The organism is Marinomonas foliarum (genome assembly GCF_003337275.1).
Taxonomy (GTDB): Bacteria; Pseudomonadota; Gammaproteobacteria; order Pseudomonadales; family Marinomonadaceae; genus Marinomonas; species Marinomonas foliarum.
Genome location: NZ_QPJQ01000005.1, coordinates 69,263 through 85,357 on the forward strand (window position 1 = coordinate 69,263; position 16,095 = coordinate 85,357).

The window sequence follows — 16,095 nt, forward strand, 5'->3', positions numbered from 1 at the left end:
CCTCAGTATATGTTTATACATTTTGGAGGCGTTTATGGCTGGAGTTTTGGATACTGTTAACCAACGTACACAGCTTGTAGGGGAAAACCGACTTGAATTGCTGTTGTTTCGCTTAAATGGTAAGCAGATTTACGGTATTAACGTCTTTAAGGTAAAAGAAGTACTGCAGTGCCCTAAATTGACCACTATGCCTCATAGCTCACCAGTCGTTAGAGGGGTGGCTCATATTCGTGGTGGCACGATTCCTATTTTAGATTTGGGCTTGGCTACAGGTGCAAGTCCTATTGAGAATATTAGTCAGTGCTTTGTTATTATTACTGAGTATAACCGCCGAATTCAGGGGTTCTTGGTGCGAGGTGTTGAACGCATTGTGAATATGAATTGGAGTGATATTCAGCCACCTCCAAAAGGCCTATCAAATGACAACTACTTGACGGCAGTTTGTCAGGTAGATAAAGAGATGGTTGAGATTATTGATGTAGAGCAAATTCTTTCTGAGGTTGCACCGACGCGCCAAGATATTTCAGATGGCATTGTTAATAATGGCGTCACTGAAAATGCCCAGAAGCATCATATTCTTATCGTAGATGATTCCTCTGTTGCCCGTAAGCAGATTAAGCGTTGTATGGAGCAAGTTGGCTTTGCAACAACCGTATTGTGTGATGGACGAGAGGCGCTGGATTATCTTCAGGCTTTGGTGGCAGATGGAAAAGATGTAACGAAAGAGTTTTCAATGGTCATTTCTGATATTGAAATGCCAGTGATGGATGGTTATACATTAACGACCGCCATTCGTAATGATAGCCGCTTACAAGATCTCTTTATTCTTCTTCACACTTCTTTAAGTGGTGTCTTTAATGAGGCAATGGTTAAGAAAGTTGGTGCTGACGGATTTTTAGCGAAATTTCAACCTGATGAGCTTGCCCGATTGGCAATAGAAACTGTTCAGGTGCAATCGGAATAACATTTAGTCTCTCTTTAGATAGGCTTTATTTATTGAATCTGGAACGTATGGAGTTTTAATGCTCAGTAGTACAAATACAATTACGCCGAATGGTTATATCAGGTTCAGGGACTATCTGCAGAAAGTTTGCGGAATTTCGTTGAGTGATAATAAGCAGTACTTGGTTGCCAGTCGTTTGGGGAAAATCTTAGAAAGAGAGGGTTTTTCTAAAATAGAGCAGCTTGTAGATGCTTTGGAAAAATTTGGTGGCTCCAAATTGAAAGAAGAAGTCATTAATGCAATGACGACAAATGAAACCTTATGGTTTAGGGATACTCACCCGTTCACTATTTTGAAAGAGAAGGTGTTGCCAGAAATGACGGCATCCCCTTTGAGAATATGGTCGGCCGCATCCTCAACTGGTCAAGAACCTTACTCAATTAGTATGGTGATTGAAGAGTTTAAATCTTCTCGACCAGGTGTTTTAAAGGCAGGTGAAAAAATAGTTGCCACAGATATTTGTACTAATATTTTGAAGCATGCCAAGCAAGGTGAATACGATAGTTTGGCAATTGCTCGAGGTCTCGGTGCAGATCTACAAAAGCGTTACTTTGACAAGATAAATGATGCTACTTGGAAAATTAAGTCGAATTTAGGCGCACGCGTTGAGTTTAAGTATTTGAATCTAATTGAGTCTTTCTCAATGTTAGGCAAATTTGATGTGATTTTTTGTCGAAACGTACTGATTTATTTTACCGTCGATCTTAAGTTAGATATTTTGAAAAGAATGCATGCCTCTTTAAAGCCGGGAGGGTATTTGTTTCTTGGTGGCTCAGAGGCGCTAAGTGGTCTTTCTGACTATTTCGAAATTGTGCAATGTCACCCAGGGATTGTTTACAAAGCTAAGGCTTTATAAGTTACCTTAATTTTTTGCTTTTCAAATAGCCTGTCCTGTTTATGGATGGGCTTTTTTGTATCTTTTGTCCTACCTTTAAGTTTGCCGCTTTTTGCCGTTTAGCAGTATTTTTTATGTAAATCATTGAAAAACATAAGCTTTATTTATTGGCATCATAATTGCTTTATATGTTTTATATTGATTAAAACTCGTTTTTATTGAGGGTTAAATGGCTATTTCTTTTTCAAACGCATTTGCAGGACATGACAAAACGCTTGAGTTCCGAAGCGCGAGAGCTGCCGTGCTTGCAAATAATATTGCGAATGCGGATACGCCAAACTACAAGGCGAGAGATATCTCGTTTGATTCTCTTTTAAGCGATGAAAGTAATAAGTTGAAGCTTGCAGGTACTAATTCTCGCCACATGGCTGGAGAAGGGGTTGCGGGTGAGCCTGAGGGGTTGCTTTATAGAAACGCTAACCAACCTTCTTTAGATGGTAATACAGTGGATATGCAAAGAGAGCAAGCTGAATACGCACAGAACTCTATGCAGTTTGACACTAGCTTTATGTTTTTAGACCGAAAAATTAGCGGCATGAAAAAAGCACTTATTGGGAACTAATAGCGATGTCTTTGAGTAATATTTTTACAATTTCTGGATCTGCAATGAGTGCTCAAACTGTACGTTTGAACACAATAGCGAGCAATATGGCTAACGTCGACAGCGCGGCAAGCTCAGCAGATCAGACATATCGTGCCCGTAAGCCGGTTTTTTCACAGATGATGAATGACAGTATGCGTGAGCGTGGCTGGGGAAATGTTAAAGCAGATAATAGCGGTGCAGGTGTTGGTGTGAAAATTGATGGTATTGTGGAGTCTGATGCGCCTTTACAGCCGCGATATGAACCAGATCATCCAATGGCCAATGACGACGGTTATGTGTTTTATCCGAATGTAAATCCGATGGAAGAGATGGCTGATATGATGTCGGCTTCTAGATCTTTCCAAACGAATGTAGAAATTATGAACTCCGCAAAAAGCATGATGCAGAAAATGCTAACGCTTGGGCAGTCATAGGAGCTGATATATGGCAAATATCTCTGATACAAAAGGTCTTGGTGGTCTGATCTCTCAATATGGGACGGATGCCGCTAAGTCAAAAGCTGGTATTGAGAAGCCTGAAGTAACAAAGGAAGAGGCTGCATTAGCAGATCAAAATGTCTTCTTGAAATTATATATAGAGCAATTAAAAGGTCAGGATCCAACGGCGCCACAGGATACCAATGACATGGTGGCCCAAATGTCTCAATTTAGCTCTCTAGAAAGGCTAACGAGTATATCTGATCAGCTGGAAAATATGGCGACTTCATTGACCTCCAATCAAGCATTGAGTGCTTCGACGCTGGTTGGTAAGTCGGTTTTAATGGAAGGTAGTAAGGCGAAAGTAACGGAAGGCTTGGAAGAGGTGCCGCTAAGGGTTGTCATACCTGAAAACTCTCAGACTGCAACGTTGAAGATCTTTGATGCAGATAGCCGTCTTGTGCGTACAGCAACACTTAATGGTGCCGACTATAAGTGGGATAAAAAAGATGATGACGGAAATGTTTTGCCGCCTGGGGAATACCGTTTCTCAGCTTCCTCTACAAATGATAAAGGGGAGGTCTCTGCGATGAATACTCGTTTGCCTGCTCGTATTCAGGGGGTCACCATTAATGGTGAGAATGGGACAGCTTTGAATGTAGAAAACCACGGCAAAATTAAACTCACAACTGAATTAGAAATATTAGGGTGATTGGAGAGCATTATGGGATTCAATACTGCACTATCTGGCATTAAAGCGTCTGCCGATTATTTAAGTGTTACGGGTAATAACATTGCTAACGCCGATACGACGGGCTTTAAAAAATCGCGTATTGAGTTTGATGACCTCTACAATACAAGTGTTCTTGGTGCTGGTAGCGGTAACAGTATTGGTTCTGGTGTCAGTGTGAGTAAGGTTTCTCAAGAGTTTGCTCCTGGTAACTTGTCCTATACAGACAATAACCTTGATCTGGCTGTTGATGGTACTGGGTTCTTTGTTTTGGATGCGGGTGTGGCTCAGTCTTACACACGAGCGGGTAACTTCAAACTGGACGAGAATGGCTTTCTGGTGACAAATACAGGGAGTAATGTTCAGGGTTATAACGCTGTAGATGATGTTGTTGGTGGGAATTTGGAAGACTTGAAAATTCCTACGGACCGAATCGCTCCAGAAGCGACATCCGCAATGGAATTAAAAGTGAATTTGAATTCAGACAGCAAGGATGTGCCGCCATTTATTAGTGCCGACTTCGATCCAATGAATCCGGATTCCTATAATTATACCCAGACACAAGGTGTTGTTGATGCTAACGGTCAAACGCACGTTGTTACCTATTACTATTCTAAGAGTGAGTTGCCTAATACTTACAAAGTTAATGCGACAGTAGACGGTAATATGACTGATGACGCTGGTGTTCCTTTCTTGGCAGAGACTTTTGCTACGTTTAATACAGCAGAAGGTGGTGTCGATTATAATGGCGACGGTACTCCAGAGCAGCCAAATCAGCTTCTATATATTGGTGCGACTGAGCCTGGGGCTGGAGATATCGCGGCTCTAACTCAAAACCCTGTGACGGTTAATGGTACCTTAGGTGGGGTTGCGATTACGGCCACGCTTGCTCCTGGGGATGTGCGTAATAATAGCTCTGTTGCCCGTGAGGCATTCGATCCTTTAAGCGTTGAATCGTATACCTATGGCAATACAAGGACGGTATACGACTCTTTGGGTGGTGCTCATACAATGGGGTATTACTTCATCAAACAGGGCGAGGACAATAATTACGAACTTCGCGTCACTTTGGATGGTGAAGAGAGTTATACCGATCCGCTTACTGGTAATGACACTCGTTTTTTGAAAGAAAATACAACTGTTAGTTTTGATGCTGCAGGTAATTTGATGGGCACATATCGTGGTATCGCTCCTTATGATATTGCGCAACCTATTGCTTTAGAAATTACAGGGTTGGACCCATCTAATCGCGGTAAGGTTGTTGAGTTGGATATGTTTGGATCAACTCAATTTGCGCTGGAGAACACAGATACGTTTGAACAAGATGGGTTCTCGGCAGGTGAGTTGCAGGGAGTTTCATTCGATGATGACGGCATGCTAACGGCAACTTATACCAACCAACAAACGGCAACACTTGGCCAAGTTGCTCTGGCAACATTTGATAGTACGGATGGACTTGTCCCTAACGGCCATTCTGCATGGCTTGCAAGTAAAGGTTCTGGGCCAGCTGACATTGGCCGTCCTAATAGCGGTACGCTAGGACGAATTCAAGGTGGCGCGTTAGAGGAATCTAACGTTGACCTTACGTCTGAATTGGTTGCGCTCATTGAGGCGCAGCGTAATTACCAAGCAAACAGTAAGACATTAGAAACAGAAAATACTGTGACTCAGACGATAATAAACCTTCGTTAATTTTCTGGAGAGAGAAGATTTAGGCCGGATCAGCAATGCTGTTCTGGCCTTTTTTTTGCCTTTTATAAAGGGATTTTTTATGGTTTTGATAAGTTGGTATGCTTTTTGAAAGGTGTATTATCTAGTGGTTATTTTTTTCTGGGAGAATCGTAGTGGATAAGGCTTTATATTTGGCAATGAGTGGCGGTGTTCAAACGATGAATGCGCAAACTATTCACGCTAACAATCTTGCAAATGTCAGTACGACTGGCTTTCGCTCAGATTTTGAACAAGCCCGCTCCATGCAGGTCTATGGGGATTACTATCCTAGCCGTGTTTACGCGATGACAGAAAACCCAGCTACACGCTATACGCAAGGCGATATGATACAAACTGGCCGAAATCTAGATGTTGCTGTATCCGGTGATGGTTTTATTGCTGTCTATGACGATAGTGGTCAAGAAGCATATACCCGTGCAGGAGACTTTCAGATTAATGCGACAGGCCAGTTGGTAACCGGACGAGGTTTGCCTGTTGCTGGGGTGGGAGGGCCTATTTTTTTGCCGCCTGCGAACAGCATTAATATTACCGCGGATGGTTCAATTTCTATTGTTCCGCAAGGTGGCGCTGATAATGAAGTGGCAGTGCTGAACCAGATTAAGTTGGTCAATCCAGATAGACAGAATTTACGCAAAGAAGAAGATGGTTTGCTCCACACCAGAGATGGTCAGGAATATGAGGCAGACCCTAATGTTCAGTTGGTTAGCGGTTTCATTGAAGGCAGTAATGTTAATGCTGTGGAAGAAATGACGCACATCATGAATTTATCTCGTCGTTTTGAGATGAATGTCAAAATGATGGATACCATTCGAAATAATGCAGACTCTTCGGCAAGAATATTACAGCGTACATCATAAGTATGATGGCTAAACACATATCAATGAATTAAGAGGTTTTTATGAATTCGGCATTATGGGTTAGTAAAACGGGTTTGAGTGCAATGGATAAGCAGTTGAACGTTGTGGCCAACAACTTGGCGAACGTTTCAACCACAGCTTTTAAGAAAGATAGAGCAGTATTTGAGGATCTAATGTATAAAACTGTTCGAGCACCTGGTGGGTTAAGTGCTCAAAACGCCGAATTGCCTTCAGGCTTGCAATTGGGTACGGGTGTGAAAGTTGGCGCTTCCCAAAAAGATTTTTCTAATGGCGACTATAATATGACCGATCGTCAGCTTGATGTTGCTATTCAGGGTAAGGGCTTTTTACAAGTGCTACAGCCTGATGGCACGATTGCTTATACTCGCGATGGTAGTCTTCAGTTGAACAGTCAAGGTCAGCTATCAACATCAGGTGGTTTGGTTGTGGAGCCTGGTATTCAAATTGATCCAGATACCATCGAGATCATGATCGCAGAAGATGGAATAGTTTCTGTACGTAAGAATGGTGATACAGATGCGCAGCAAGTGGGTGCTATCAATATTGCAGGGTTTATTAACCCTACAGGATTAAATGCTGCGGGACAGAATATATTTACTGAAACCAATGCGAGTGGGCCGCCGTTAGTTGGTGTACCTGGAACAGATTCATTGGGAACGATTGCTCAAGGTATGCTTGAGGCTTCTAATGTTAATTCGATCGAAGAGCTTGTTAATATGATTACGACACAACGAGCTTATGAAATGAACTCAAAAGTCATTGCTTCTGCAGACGGCATGATGAGCTTCGCAATACAGCAGTTATAGTAATATGTGGAAGATGATGAAGATTAAATTTGCCTTATTAATTTTATTTAGTGTTAGTTTGTCTGGTTGTCTCACTTGGGATGTCAATCAGCAAGCGGTAGCTAATGCGGCGGCAGCTGGAGCGGCGGCTGCCGTAACGGAAGCTGTCATTGATGCTGTAGCTGATGAAAATGATGAGGATGAATCTTCATCGGAAGAGGCTCGAGCTGGCTATGTGCCTGATCCGAATGACCCTTTAAATGGTCCTAATATTAGCCAATCGATTCAATCTGATGATCCATATTATACTCCAGTTTATCCCAGTGGTATGACGCCTTCTCAAGCCCCAACGGGTGGTATTTATCAGGCGAGCATGGGGGATGTATTTTTTGGGGATCAAAAAGCGAGTAAGGTTGGTGATATTTTGACCATCAATCTAAACGAGACAACAACATCTACAAAGGCTAATGCGGCCACGGTTTCAAAATCTTCATCAGCGACAATAGAAAACCCAACGGTTCTTGGTCAGGAGTTGAGAGTGGATACAACGCTGCCTCAGCAGGGAACTGATTTTAGTGGTAATGCTTCTGCAAACCAAAATAATAGCTTGAGTGGTACGATTTCAGTGACTGTATATCAGGCATATCCTAATGGTTTGTTGGCGGTTCGTGGTGAAAAATGGCTGCGCTTGAACCAAGGTGATGAATATATTCGTTTCTCAGGTATGGTTAGAAAACAGGATATTTCCCCTGAAAACACGGTTGAATCTGAACGTGTGGCGGATGCAAGAATTACCTATTCTGGTACAGGTGATGTTGCGGCTGGAAGTGAACAAGGTTGGGTGAGTCGTTTGCTTAATACTAGCAACATGCCATATTAATTTAATGAGCTAACTGCAGGGGACTGGTTCCTCGTAAATAGGTGATGTGATGAAGCACATAGCGCTAATTGTCTTATATTGTTTATCGTTTTCTGTTCAGGCTGAGCGCCTGAAAGACATTGCTAGTGTTCAGGGGGTTCGAGAAAACCAATTGTTTGGTTATGGTTTGGTAATCGGCCTTAATGGAACGGGTGATAGTACGGCTTTTACCAATCAGAGCTTTGCGAGTATGTTGTCTCGGTTTGGTGTGACCTTGCCGGATGGTGTGAATGCTACGTCTAAGAATGTTGCCGCGGTTTCTTTGACGGCCACTTTGCCAGCTTTTTCTAAACCGGGTCAAAAAATCGATGTGACAGCTTCATCGATTGGTAATGCGAGTGCATTGCGTGGTGGTACACTTTTACTTTCTACATTGAAGGGGGCAGATGGTGCTGTTTATGCTATTGCACAAGGTAACCTTGTTGTTGGTGGATTAGGCGCTGATGGCTCAAGGAACTCTGTCAACGTGCCTACTGTTGGGCGCATTCCTAATGGTGCTAGTGTTGAGCGCGTCGTGCCTAGTAGTTTTAATACTGGTGACACCTTAACGTTTAATTTGAATCGCCCAGATTTTACAACGGCTAAACAAGTATCAGATAAGATTAATGATCTCCTTGGACCTGGTGTGGCAACAACTTTAGACGCAACGTCTATTCGTGTGTCGGCGCCGAGAGATCCAAGTCAGCGTGTGACCTATTTATCTATTCTTGAAAACCTAGATGTCGAAGTAGCTGAAGAGCGAGCTCGTATTGTGGTGAATTCGCGTACTGGAACCATTATTATTGGTCAGCATGTTAAGGTCTCACCAGCAGCCATTACTCATGGTAGTTTAACTGTGACTATTCAAGAAGTGCCTCCAGTGGTTGGTCAGGATGGCACGGTAACGGGTGGAGAGACGATACTATCACCACGCGAGGGTATTGAAATAGCGCCTGATAGTGGGCGAATGTTTGTTTTTGATCCGGGTGCGTCATTGAATGATATTGTGCGTGCTGTTAATCAGGTTGGCGCAGCGCCTGGTGATGTTATGGCAATATTGGAAGGCTTAAAGCAGGCCGGTGCGATTAATGCTGATTTAGTGGTGATATAGCTTTGGTTATGAATTCGGTGCCGCCTAAACAAGACTTTTTCGCCGATTTTTCGACGTTAACTGATTTGAAGACTAAGGCGCAAAAAGACCCTGATGGCGCGTTAAAAGACGTAGCTCAGCAGTTTGAATCTATTTTCATTAATATGCTACTAAAGAATATGCGTAGTACTAATGAAGCAATCGGTGGTAGTTTGTTTTCCAGTGCGCAGACGAAGCAGTATCAGGAGATGATGGACTCTCAGATGTCGCAGAGCATGGCTAAGTCCGGCGGTATTGGTTTGTCCGATGCGCTTATTCGTCAGTATCAAACTCAGCAGCAGGCTCGCATCAGTTCGCCTGAAGCAAAGCAGCGTGGTGATACGGACTTCCTGAATCAAGTGGCAAAACAGGACTTAGTTCGAATTCAAGCGTTAGCACACCGCGCTTCGACGGAATTTATTGAGTCTGTACAGCAAGAAGTCAAACAAAAGAATCTGAGTGAGTCGGTAGGAGAGTCTTCTGTTTCCGCTCTTTCTGTGGTGTTTGGTTCTCCGCAGGAATTTGTTGATAATCTTTGGCCGCATGCCCAACGTGCAGCCGAAAAACTAGGCGTGAACCCTAAGGCAATATTAGCGCAAGCAGCGTTGGAAACAGGTTGGGGTAAATACCCAATTGCTAAAGAAGACGGCGCTGCCAGTTTTAATTTATTTGGCATCAAAGCTGATAATCGTTGGCAGGGTGATAGAGCTGTGGTTAGTACATTAGAGTTTCGTGATGGTGTTGCTAAACGTGAAAGAGCAGCGTTTCGTGCCTACGACTCTTTTTCGCAAAGCTTTGAAGATTATACGAATTTTTTATCCTCTAGTGAGCGGTATAAAGATGCCATTGAGGCTGGGGATGACGCGTCAATGTTTGCCGCTTCTTTGCAAAAAGGCGGCTATGCTACTGACCCTAAATACGCTGAAAAAATTGATAGTATCCTTTCTAGTGAATGGTTTAAGCGACTTTAGGGCGCTTTTTAGTATGCACTCGATGGTTTTTAATTTCGCCTAAAATCATCTAAAAGTTAGGTTTTTGTCGTTAAAATCTGTTTCTTTAATGTTTTTTGTTGTTTGAACTTCCCTCCATAAAAAATATTTCGAAATTAAATTCCTTTAAATCTCAGTGTTGGTAAAATTCTTGCATCTATAGTCGTTAGAGCTAGGTTAGAAATATAGCTATTTTTGAAAAACGTACTAGAGGTGTGAGCAATGGGCTCAAATTTATATTCAATTGGTTTGTCTGGACTTCAGTCTAGTAATGCCCGTATTAATACGACAGGGCAGAACACATCCAATGTGGATACTGAGGGCTATAGCCGTCAAAGAACCGACACCACTAGTTCGCCTGTAGGAGGCGTAGTTCTTCGTGACACCTCGCGTCTTGTCGATAATTTTGTTAGTAAGCAAGTTCGTACGGATACTTCGACGCATTCTTACTACGATGCTTATCATTCGATGATATCGACTTCCGACAATTTGTTGGCCGAAGATAGCATTTCTTTAAACACATACCTCAATAAATCCTTTGATGCATTACAGACGGTTAATAATGACCCTACTTCATCATCGTTGCGTCAGCTAGCACACTCAAGTCTTGCGAATCTAGTTCAGCAATACCATGTATTGTCTGGTGTTGTGAGTGATCAAGAAGGGTTGGTTGATGCACAGCTTTCATCTTCTTTGAAGGATGTGAATGCTATCACGTCAAAAATTTCAAATTTGAATAAGCAGATCCTAAAGCAAGAAGGCCTTTCAATTTCGCCAGCTAATGAACTCCGAGATCAACAAGAATTATTGGCGAAGGATCTTTCCAAATACCTAGATGTTAACGCTCAATTTAATGATAAAGGATTGATGACAATTCAGTTGGCGAATGGGCAGCCGTTGGTTATGGACAAGAATCCGACTGAAATCAAAGTTAGGCCTAATCAATTGGAGCCAAAGAAAATTGATTTGGTTGTTAGTTTTGGTGACTACGAAGTTGCTTTAAAAACACAAGGTCTAGGTGGAAGTGTCGGTGGTCTTGTAGATTATAGATCTGAATTTAGTGTGTATGCAGATAGAACCTTAGGTCAGCATGCTATTGCTTTAGCGGATGCCATGAATACCCAGAATAAAAAAGGGATTGATGGCGATGGTCTAGTAGGTAAAAATCTATTTTCTTTAGGAGAGATAAAGGTTTACTCATCATTGGAAAATATCCACAAGACTAAGGATATTTCTATCAAGGTATCGGATGGTGAAGCCGCTAAGATCACGAAAGAGACCTTTGAGTTAAGCAGAACGGATGATAATAGGTTTTCTATCAAAAGAATTGATGAAAAGGGCAATGCAACAGAACAGAATATTATTTTTGATCCGTTGTCCTTAGCAAAGGACAGTGGTGGTTATGTTAAAATAGACGAACTGGGTATTGATATTCGTCTTGATAACCTTAGTGCAATTGATGATAACGATGTATTTCGATTTACACCCACGGAAGGTGCTGCTGCTGGTTTGTCGCTATTTGCAAAAAATGGTGAGTCGCTTGCTTTGAGTGCTCCTTTGAGTGTGAATACAGGCTCTGGTAATTTATCTGATGCTCGAATTTCATTGACGTCTATAATGAATACAAACCCTGAAACATCGGCCTTTTCATCTGATGGGCCTCTTTATCCAAGCGCGCCGCACCAAATTTACTTTACTTCTCCAAGCTCGTACGTTGTGCGTGATGCATCTGGAGTAGAGATTGCTTCAGTGAGTAATGTGACTCAGTATACTAAATTGCTTGAGCAAGCTGGGCTTTCTGATGAAGCGGGGTTTGATGTATCAGTTTCATCGAAACCTCAAAAAGGTGATGAGTTTTCTATTGGTACCGATAACATAGGTGTATCTGATAACTTTAATGGTCTTGCTTTGGCTGATTTGCAAAATAAATCCCTAGTGGCTGGTGAAGATACTTTGATGAAGTCATTTTCTGGCTTCATTTCATACGTTGGTAGTAAAACAGCAGAAATAGAAGGGCACGCGGACGCGAGTGAGATAGTGTTAAATGAAAGTCTTGCTCGTCGTGATCGATTGTCCGCGGTAAGTCTTGATGAGGAGGCAGTGAATCTTTTGAAATATCAACAATCTTATTCCGCTTCTGCTCAAGTGGTGACTGCCGCTCGTACAACGTTTGAAACTTTGCTTGGGATCATGAGGTAAGATTATGCGTGTAACGAATAATTTAATTTACGGTCAAGCAAACCGATCTATTAGCCAAGCGAATGAAAAAATCCTAGATGTTCAGGGTAAAATATCTTCGCAGACTAATATCTTAAAGCCAAGTGATGACCCTGTTGGAGCTAGCCAGATTTTGCTCTATGACGGCAATAATCGAACGCTAAAGCAATATGACGAAGCGATGAAAATGGCCAAGGGAAACTTGGAATATCAAGAAGTTGCTTTAGACAGTATGAATGACTTTTTAGATACGGCTAGAACTCTGTTTATACAGGCTCAGAACGATATTAATACTCAAGCTGATATAAATGCTATTGCCCAAGAGATTGCTTTGATAACGGAATCAATGGCAGATCTTATGAATTCTAAGAGTGCAGATGGCAGTTATATTTTTGCAGGTACGGACTCTCAAAGTCCTGCCTTCACTCTAGGGAGTGATGGGCGTTATCATTGGTCTGGTAATGAGGGGCAGAAATTTGCCCAGATTTCAGAGGACATCAGAATTCCTGTTACTAATTCAGGTAAAGTGCTTTTTCAAGATATTTGGACGAATAGATCTTTTAACGCCAAAATTGCAGAAGGTAATGTGCTATTAAAATCCAAAGTGCAGGATCAGGCTGATCTTGATACTTTTATGGCTAAAAATTATGATCCTGAAAACCCTAAAGCAAATCGCTATTATTTGACGACTTCCTATTCTGAGGATCAAAAGCCTGTTGACGCAGAAAGACCAAATGGGAAAGGTAGTAAGTCGAAAGAAGAGTTAGATAATTATCACCTATTTACAGGAATGCCTGCCCAGTATGCTGTTACAAATAGTGATGGTGAGATAGTTGAATCTGGTGAGTATAGTGTGGGTAAGCCGATTGCGTTTGCTGGAATGTCTTTTATTGTAGAGGGGGAGCCAGGTGCTTCTATTGATATTTCACTTAAAAAGCCAGAAAAAGATAACGTGCTTAACCAGATAAAAAGCTCCTTAGCTGTGTTGACTGACAAAAACAGCACCTATAGTGACCGAGAGGCTGCATTTTTTAGTGCTACCTACAGTATTAATAATGCTCAGCAGCGAATTGGCGAAGGGCGGTCTGAAATCGGCGCAAGGCTAAATATGATTGAGGACAGAGAGGATTATAGTTCTGCCAACCAGCTGTCTAATACGATTGCTCAAAGTAGGGAAGGGGAGTTGGACATGGGGGCGGCTGCAACCGAGCTATCAATGAAAGAGTCTGCGCTAACTGCATCGCAGAAGGTCTTTTCTCGTATGAGTAATTTGTCTCTATTTAACCAAATGTAATTTTTTAAGGTATAAGGTAAAAAATGTCAGCATTTAAAATGGAGTCCTGTTTTGGGGCTGATATTAATGTCGGGTACTTTAATATACTTGAAATACTCACTATCCTAGAAATTAAAAGCAAGGTTGTTGAGAGCAAACGGGTAAAGAGTCTGATCGGGATGCATGGTAAAAAAGACCGTATTGTCGGTGTGGCCATGCGCCAAATTGCATTTGATGTATTGCGCTCGACCTTAGACTCTGAATTTTTGCCTTACGATCCGTACTTCTCTGATGACAAACTCTTGAATACTCGACGTGAGCGTTTATATGATGCACAAGAGAGGTTTCTCATCTTGTGCATGTCTATCGCTAGTGGGCGCTCTGTTGTAAGTCTTAGAAAACTCAACCCTGATTTAAATACCAAAGAGCTACGAAGTAAGCATACTCGTGGTAAAAGCCTTTTTCGCTATTTCAGGCAAGAGCTAAATGACAATACAAGAGACTATATTCTTAGCTATAAGTCGTCCCAAGATAAAAAAGGGACGAATGACGCCAATATTACTGATACTTCTGTAGAGTCTGATCAGCAAGTTAAAAAAGTGGAAGTAGCTAAAAAAGACGTGGTTGATCATAAATTAATCCCGACTTCGTTTGACACTGAAACTGTTACTGCACTAAAGATATTTCAAGATGGCCACAATTTATTGTCTTCTCAAGTGGAGCGCTTTAAGCGTGGTGAGCAGCTTGAAATGCTTGAGTTGATGAAGCTTTGTCGTCGACTGATAGAGTCCCATACTCGTAATAATTTTTCCCTAATGGCAATACGCCATATAAAAGACCCCTCAACATATTTAGAGCAGCATGCTATGGGTATGGCTGTTTTGGCCATTCATTTTGCGAAAGCGTTACAGTTATCATCTGCATACATTGAAGTGATTTCTCTTGGCGCTTTATTGTTTGATTTGGGGCGCTTTAAATTGCCGATGGCGATGGTAACAAAAAGTACAAAAATGACGGAAGGAGAGTTTGATTTATTCCGTAAGCATATACAGTTCGGGGAGCAGATTTTACAGAAGTGTGCAGGTGTCCCGAAGGCTGTGTTTCAAATGTTGTCCGATCACCATGAAAAAATAGATGGCTCTGGTTATCCTGAAGGTAAACAGGGTCAGGAGATTTCTGTTTATGGGAAAATTGCTGCGATAATCGATGCTTATGATGCAATGACCTCTGAACAACCGCATAAGCATTCTATGGGACCAATTAAAGCGTATCGGCAAATGCAAAAAGAATCTGGTTTGGCATTTGATCAAAAATTATTGTCTGTGTTTTTAAATAGTATAGGCTCAATCCCTGTTGGTTCCTGTGTTTCCCTTTCTAATGGAAGAGTTGGGTTTGTTTTGACACTGAATAAATCTTTTCAACCTTCCTTGGTTCGTCAGGTTTACAGTGTAACGAACAAGGTGTTTGTAGAGGCTTCAGATATTGAGCTGAATAAATCTGCAAACCTAAGAACAGAAGTGACGATTGAAAAAGATGTTGACCCACAATCATTCGGACTTCAATTTATCAATCACCTTTCATAAATCATAGTAACAAGTTCCCCCTTCTTCTAGTTTTCCCCCTCATACACCTTTCCTCGTGGTTTACAGAGTAAGTGATCTGTAAGCCGTTACGTAGTTTTTCCTCTTAAATTCCCTGTTTTCCTCGTTATTTTTACCTTTATTCTAAAGTTCTCAGAGCTTTGTTCGATAACCGTTCTAGCACTTAATTTGTCAGAACAAAAAATAAAAAAAGTCTAAAAAAAGTGCAAAAACAATTAAAGGTTATCTTATTAGTGTCGATAACTTTATTAAGAGACAAAAACCCAAAAAAACTAATTAAATCAGAGGGTTGTCTTGATTTTCAAAATTCTTAGGAGAGAAGAAAATGGCTTTATATGTAAACACAAATGTGTCATCGCTGAACGCCCAGCGTCAGCTTACGAGTAGCGGTAAAGTGCTGGATACAGCGTTCCAAAGATTGTCATCAGGCCTTCGTATTAACAGTGCGGGTGATGATGCTGCGGGTCTTCAAATATCCAACCGTTTGACGTCGCAAATTAATGGTTTGAACCAGTCTGTTCGAAATGCTAACGATGGTATTTCATTGGCTCAAACTGCTGAAGGTGCCTTGGAAGAAACAACAAGCATGCTTCAACGTATGCGTACTTTGTCTATTCAGTCCGCTAACGGCTCGAATGCTGACGAAGACCGTATTGCCTTGCAACAAGAGATGGGGCAATTGGCGTCAGAGATTAACCGAATTGCTGATATCACAACTTTTGGTGGTCGAAACCTTCTTGATGGGTCATACCAAGGTATTTTCCAGGTAGGTGCTGATGCCAATCAGACGATTAGCTTTTCAATGGAGTTTGGTGGAATCAATAATTCCATCAACTTGGCAGGTAATGGTGGCTTTACTATTTCTGGCCTGACTTCAGGTGTTGCTTATGTTGAGCCAGAAGAAGAGCCGATACAGGTTATTGCTACTGAAGAAGGCGGCTTTGTT

14 protein-coding genes and 1 pseudogene are annotated in these 16,095 nt (G+C 41.8%); all 15 read left to right on the plus strand.

Annotated features, from left to right (window positions below; all coding sequences use genetic code 11):
• The first annotated feature begins 34 nt into the window (after positions 1–34).
• Positions 35–964 (plus strand): chemotaxis protein CheV, encoded by a 930-nt coding sequence (locus tag DFP77_RS03970; protein WP_114410994.1) that lies wholly within the window; start codon positions 35–37, stop codon positions 962–964.
• 58 nt (positions 965–1,022) lie between these two features.
• Positions 1,023–1,859, plus strand: a complete 837-nt coding sequence (locus tag DFP77_RS03975) for a CheR family methyltransferase (RefSeq protein ID WP_114410995.1) — start codon at positions 1,023–1,025, stop codon at positions 1,857–1,859.
• Between the two features lie 208 nt (positions 1,860–2,067).
• The gene (gene flgB / locus DFP77_RS03980) at positions 2,068–2,460 is read left to right on the plus strand and encodes a flagellar basal body rod protein FlgB (protein WP_114410996.1); all 393 of its coding nucleotides are present in this window, start codon (positions 2,068–2,070) and stop codon (positions 2,458–2,460) included.
• Between the two features lie 5 nt (positions 2,461–2,465).
• Positions 2,466–2,915 (plus strand): flagellar basal body rod protein FlgC, encoded by a 450-nt coding sequence (gene flgC, locus DFP77_RS03985; protein ID WP_114410997.1) that lies wholly within the window; start codon positions 2,466–2,468, stop codon positions 2,913–2,915.
• Between the two features lie 10 nt (positions 2,916–2,925).
• The gene (locus DFP77_RS03990; RefSeq protein WP_114410998.1) at positions 2,926–3,630 is read left to right on the plus strand and encodes a flagellar hook assembly protein FlgD; all 705 of its coding nucleotides are present in this window, start codon (positions 2,926–2,928) and stop codon (positions 3,628–3,630) included.
• Positions 3,631–3,642: 12 nt separating this feature from the next.
• Positions 3,643–5,340 carry a flagellar hook-basal body complex protein gene (locus tag DFP77_RS03995; protein WP_114410999.1) on the plus strand — a complete coding sequence of 566 codons (1,698 nt, stop codon included), beginning with the start codon at positions 3,643–3,645 and terminating at the stop codon, positions 5,338–5,340.
• Positions 5,341–5,492: 152 nt separating this feature from the next.
• On the plus strand, positions 5,493–6,236 hold the full coding sequence (gene flgF / locus DFP77_RS04000; RefSeq protein ID WP_114411000.1) for a flagellar basal-body rod protein FlgF: 744 nt from the start codon (positions 5,493–5,495) through the stop codon (positions 6,234–6,236).
• A 41-nt stretch (positions 6,237–6,277) separates the two neighbouring features.
• A complete protein-coding gene (gene flgG, locus DFP77_RS04005; protein WP_114411001.1) occupies positions 6,278–7,063 on the plus strand; it encodes a flagellar basal-body rod protein FlgG in 786 nt (261 codons plus the stop codon).
• 13 nt (positions 7,064–7,076) lie between these two features.
• Positions 7,077–7,922 (plus strand): flagellar basal body L-ring protein FlgH, encoded by an 846-nt coding sequence (locus tag DFP77_RS04010; protein WP_114411002.1) that lies wholly within the window; start codon positions 7,077–7,079, stop codon positions 7,920–7,922.
• A gap of 49 nt (positions 7,923–7,971) precedes the next feature.
• The gene (locus DFP77_RS04015; protein WP_114411003.1) at positions 7,972–9,051 is read left to right on the plus strand and encodes a flagellar basal body P-ring protein FlgI; all 1,080 of its coding nucleotides are present in this window, start codon (positions 7,972–7,974) and stop codon (positions 9,049–9,051) included.
• Between the two features lie 8 nt (positions 9,052–9,059).
• The gene (gene flgJ, locus DFP77_RS04020; RefSeq protein WP_114411073.1) at positions 9,060–10,040 is read left to right on the plus strand and encodes a flagellar assembly peptidoglycan hydrolase FlgJ; all 981 of its coding nucleotides are present in this window, start codon (positions 9,060–9,062) and stop codon (positions 10,038–10,040) included.
• A 240-nt stretch (positions 10,041–10,280) separates the two neighbouring features.
• Positions 10,281–12,257 (plus strand): flagellar hook-associated protein FlgK, encoded by a 1,977-nt coding sequence (gene flgK, locus DFP77_RS04025; protein ID WP_114411004.1) that lies wholly within the window; start codon positions 10,281–10,283, stop codon positions 12,255–12,257.
• Between the two features lie 4 nt (positions 12,258–12,261).
• On the plus strand, positions 12,262–13,569 hold the full coding sequence (gene flgL / locus DFP77_RS04030; RefSeq protein ID WP_114411005.1) for a flagellar hook-associated protein FlgL: 1,308 nt from the start codon (positions 12,262–12,264) through the stop codon (positions 13,567–13,569).
• 23 nt (positions 13,570–13,592) lie between these two features.
• Positions 13,593–15,131: an HD-GYP domain-containing protein gene (locus DFP77_RS04035; RefSeq protein WP_114411006.1), complete on the plus strand. Its 1,539-nt coding sequence runs from the start codon at positions 13,593–13,595 to the stop codon at positions 15,129–15,131.
• A 343-nt stretch (positions 15,132–15,474) separates the two neighbouring features.
• Positions 15,475–15,955 (plus strand): annotated as a pseudogene (locus DFP77_RS19640) (flagellin N-terminal helical domain-containing protein); the annotation flags it as partial.
• Positions 15,956–16,095: the final 140 nt, after the last annotated feature.

Bases quoted from the DNA above. Each gene is read 5' to 3' on its own strand.
- flgJ (WP_114411073.1), top strand. From the start codon at position 9,060: ATGAATTCGGTGCCGCCTAAACAAGACTTTTTCGCCGATTTTTCGACG.
- DFP77_RS03975 (WP_114410995.1), top strand. From the start codon at position 1,023: ATGCTCAGTAGTACAAATACAATTACGCCGAATGGTTATATCAGGTTC.
- DFP77_RS03995 (WP_114410999.1), top strand. From the start codon at position 3,643: ATGGGATTCAATACTGCACTATCTGGCATTAAAGCGTCTGCCGATTAT.
- DFP77_RS04035 (WP_114411006.1), top strand. From the start codon at position 13,593: ATGTCAGCATTTAAAATGGAGTCCTGTTTTGGGGCTGATATTAATGTC.
- flgC (WP_114410997.1), top strand. From the start codon at position 2,466: ATGTCTTTGAGTAATATTTTTACAATTTCTGGATCTGCAATGAGTGCT.
- DFP77_RS03970 (WP_114410994.1), top strand. From the start codon at position 35: ATGGCTGGAGTTTTGGATACTGTTAACCAACGTACACAGCTTGTAGGG.
- flgL (WP_114411005.1), top strand. From the start codon at position 12,262: ATGCGTGTAACGAATAATTTAATTTACGGTCAAGCAAACCGATCTATT.
- DFP77_RS04010 (WP_114411002.1), top strand. From the start codon at position 7,077: ATGATGAAGATTAAATTTGCCTTATTAATTTTATTTAGTGTTAGTTTG.
- flgG (WP_114411001.1), top strand. From the start codon at position 6,278: ATGAATTCGGCATTATGGGTTAGTAAAACGGGTTTGAGTGCAATGGAT.
- DFP77_RS03990 (WP_114410998.1), top strand. From the start codon at position 2,926: ATGGCAAATATCTCTGATACAAAAGGTCTTGGTGGTCTGATCTCTCAA.
- flgK (WP_114411004.1), top strand. From the start codon at position 10,281: ATGGGCTCAAATTTATATTCAATTGGTTTGTCTGGACTTCAGTCTAGT.
- DFP77_RS04015 (WP_114411003.1), top strand. From the start codon at position 7,972: ATGAAGCACATAGCGCTAATTGTCTTATATTGTTTATCGTTTTCTGTT.
- flgB (WP_114410996.1), top strand. From the start codon at position 2,068: ATGGCTATTTCTTTTTCAAACGCATTTGCAGGACATGACAAAACGCTT.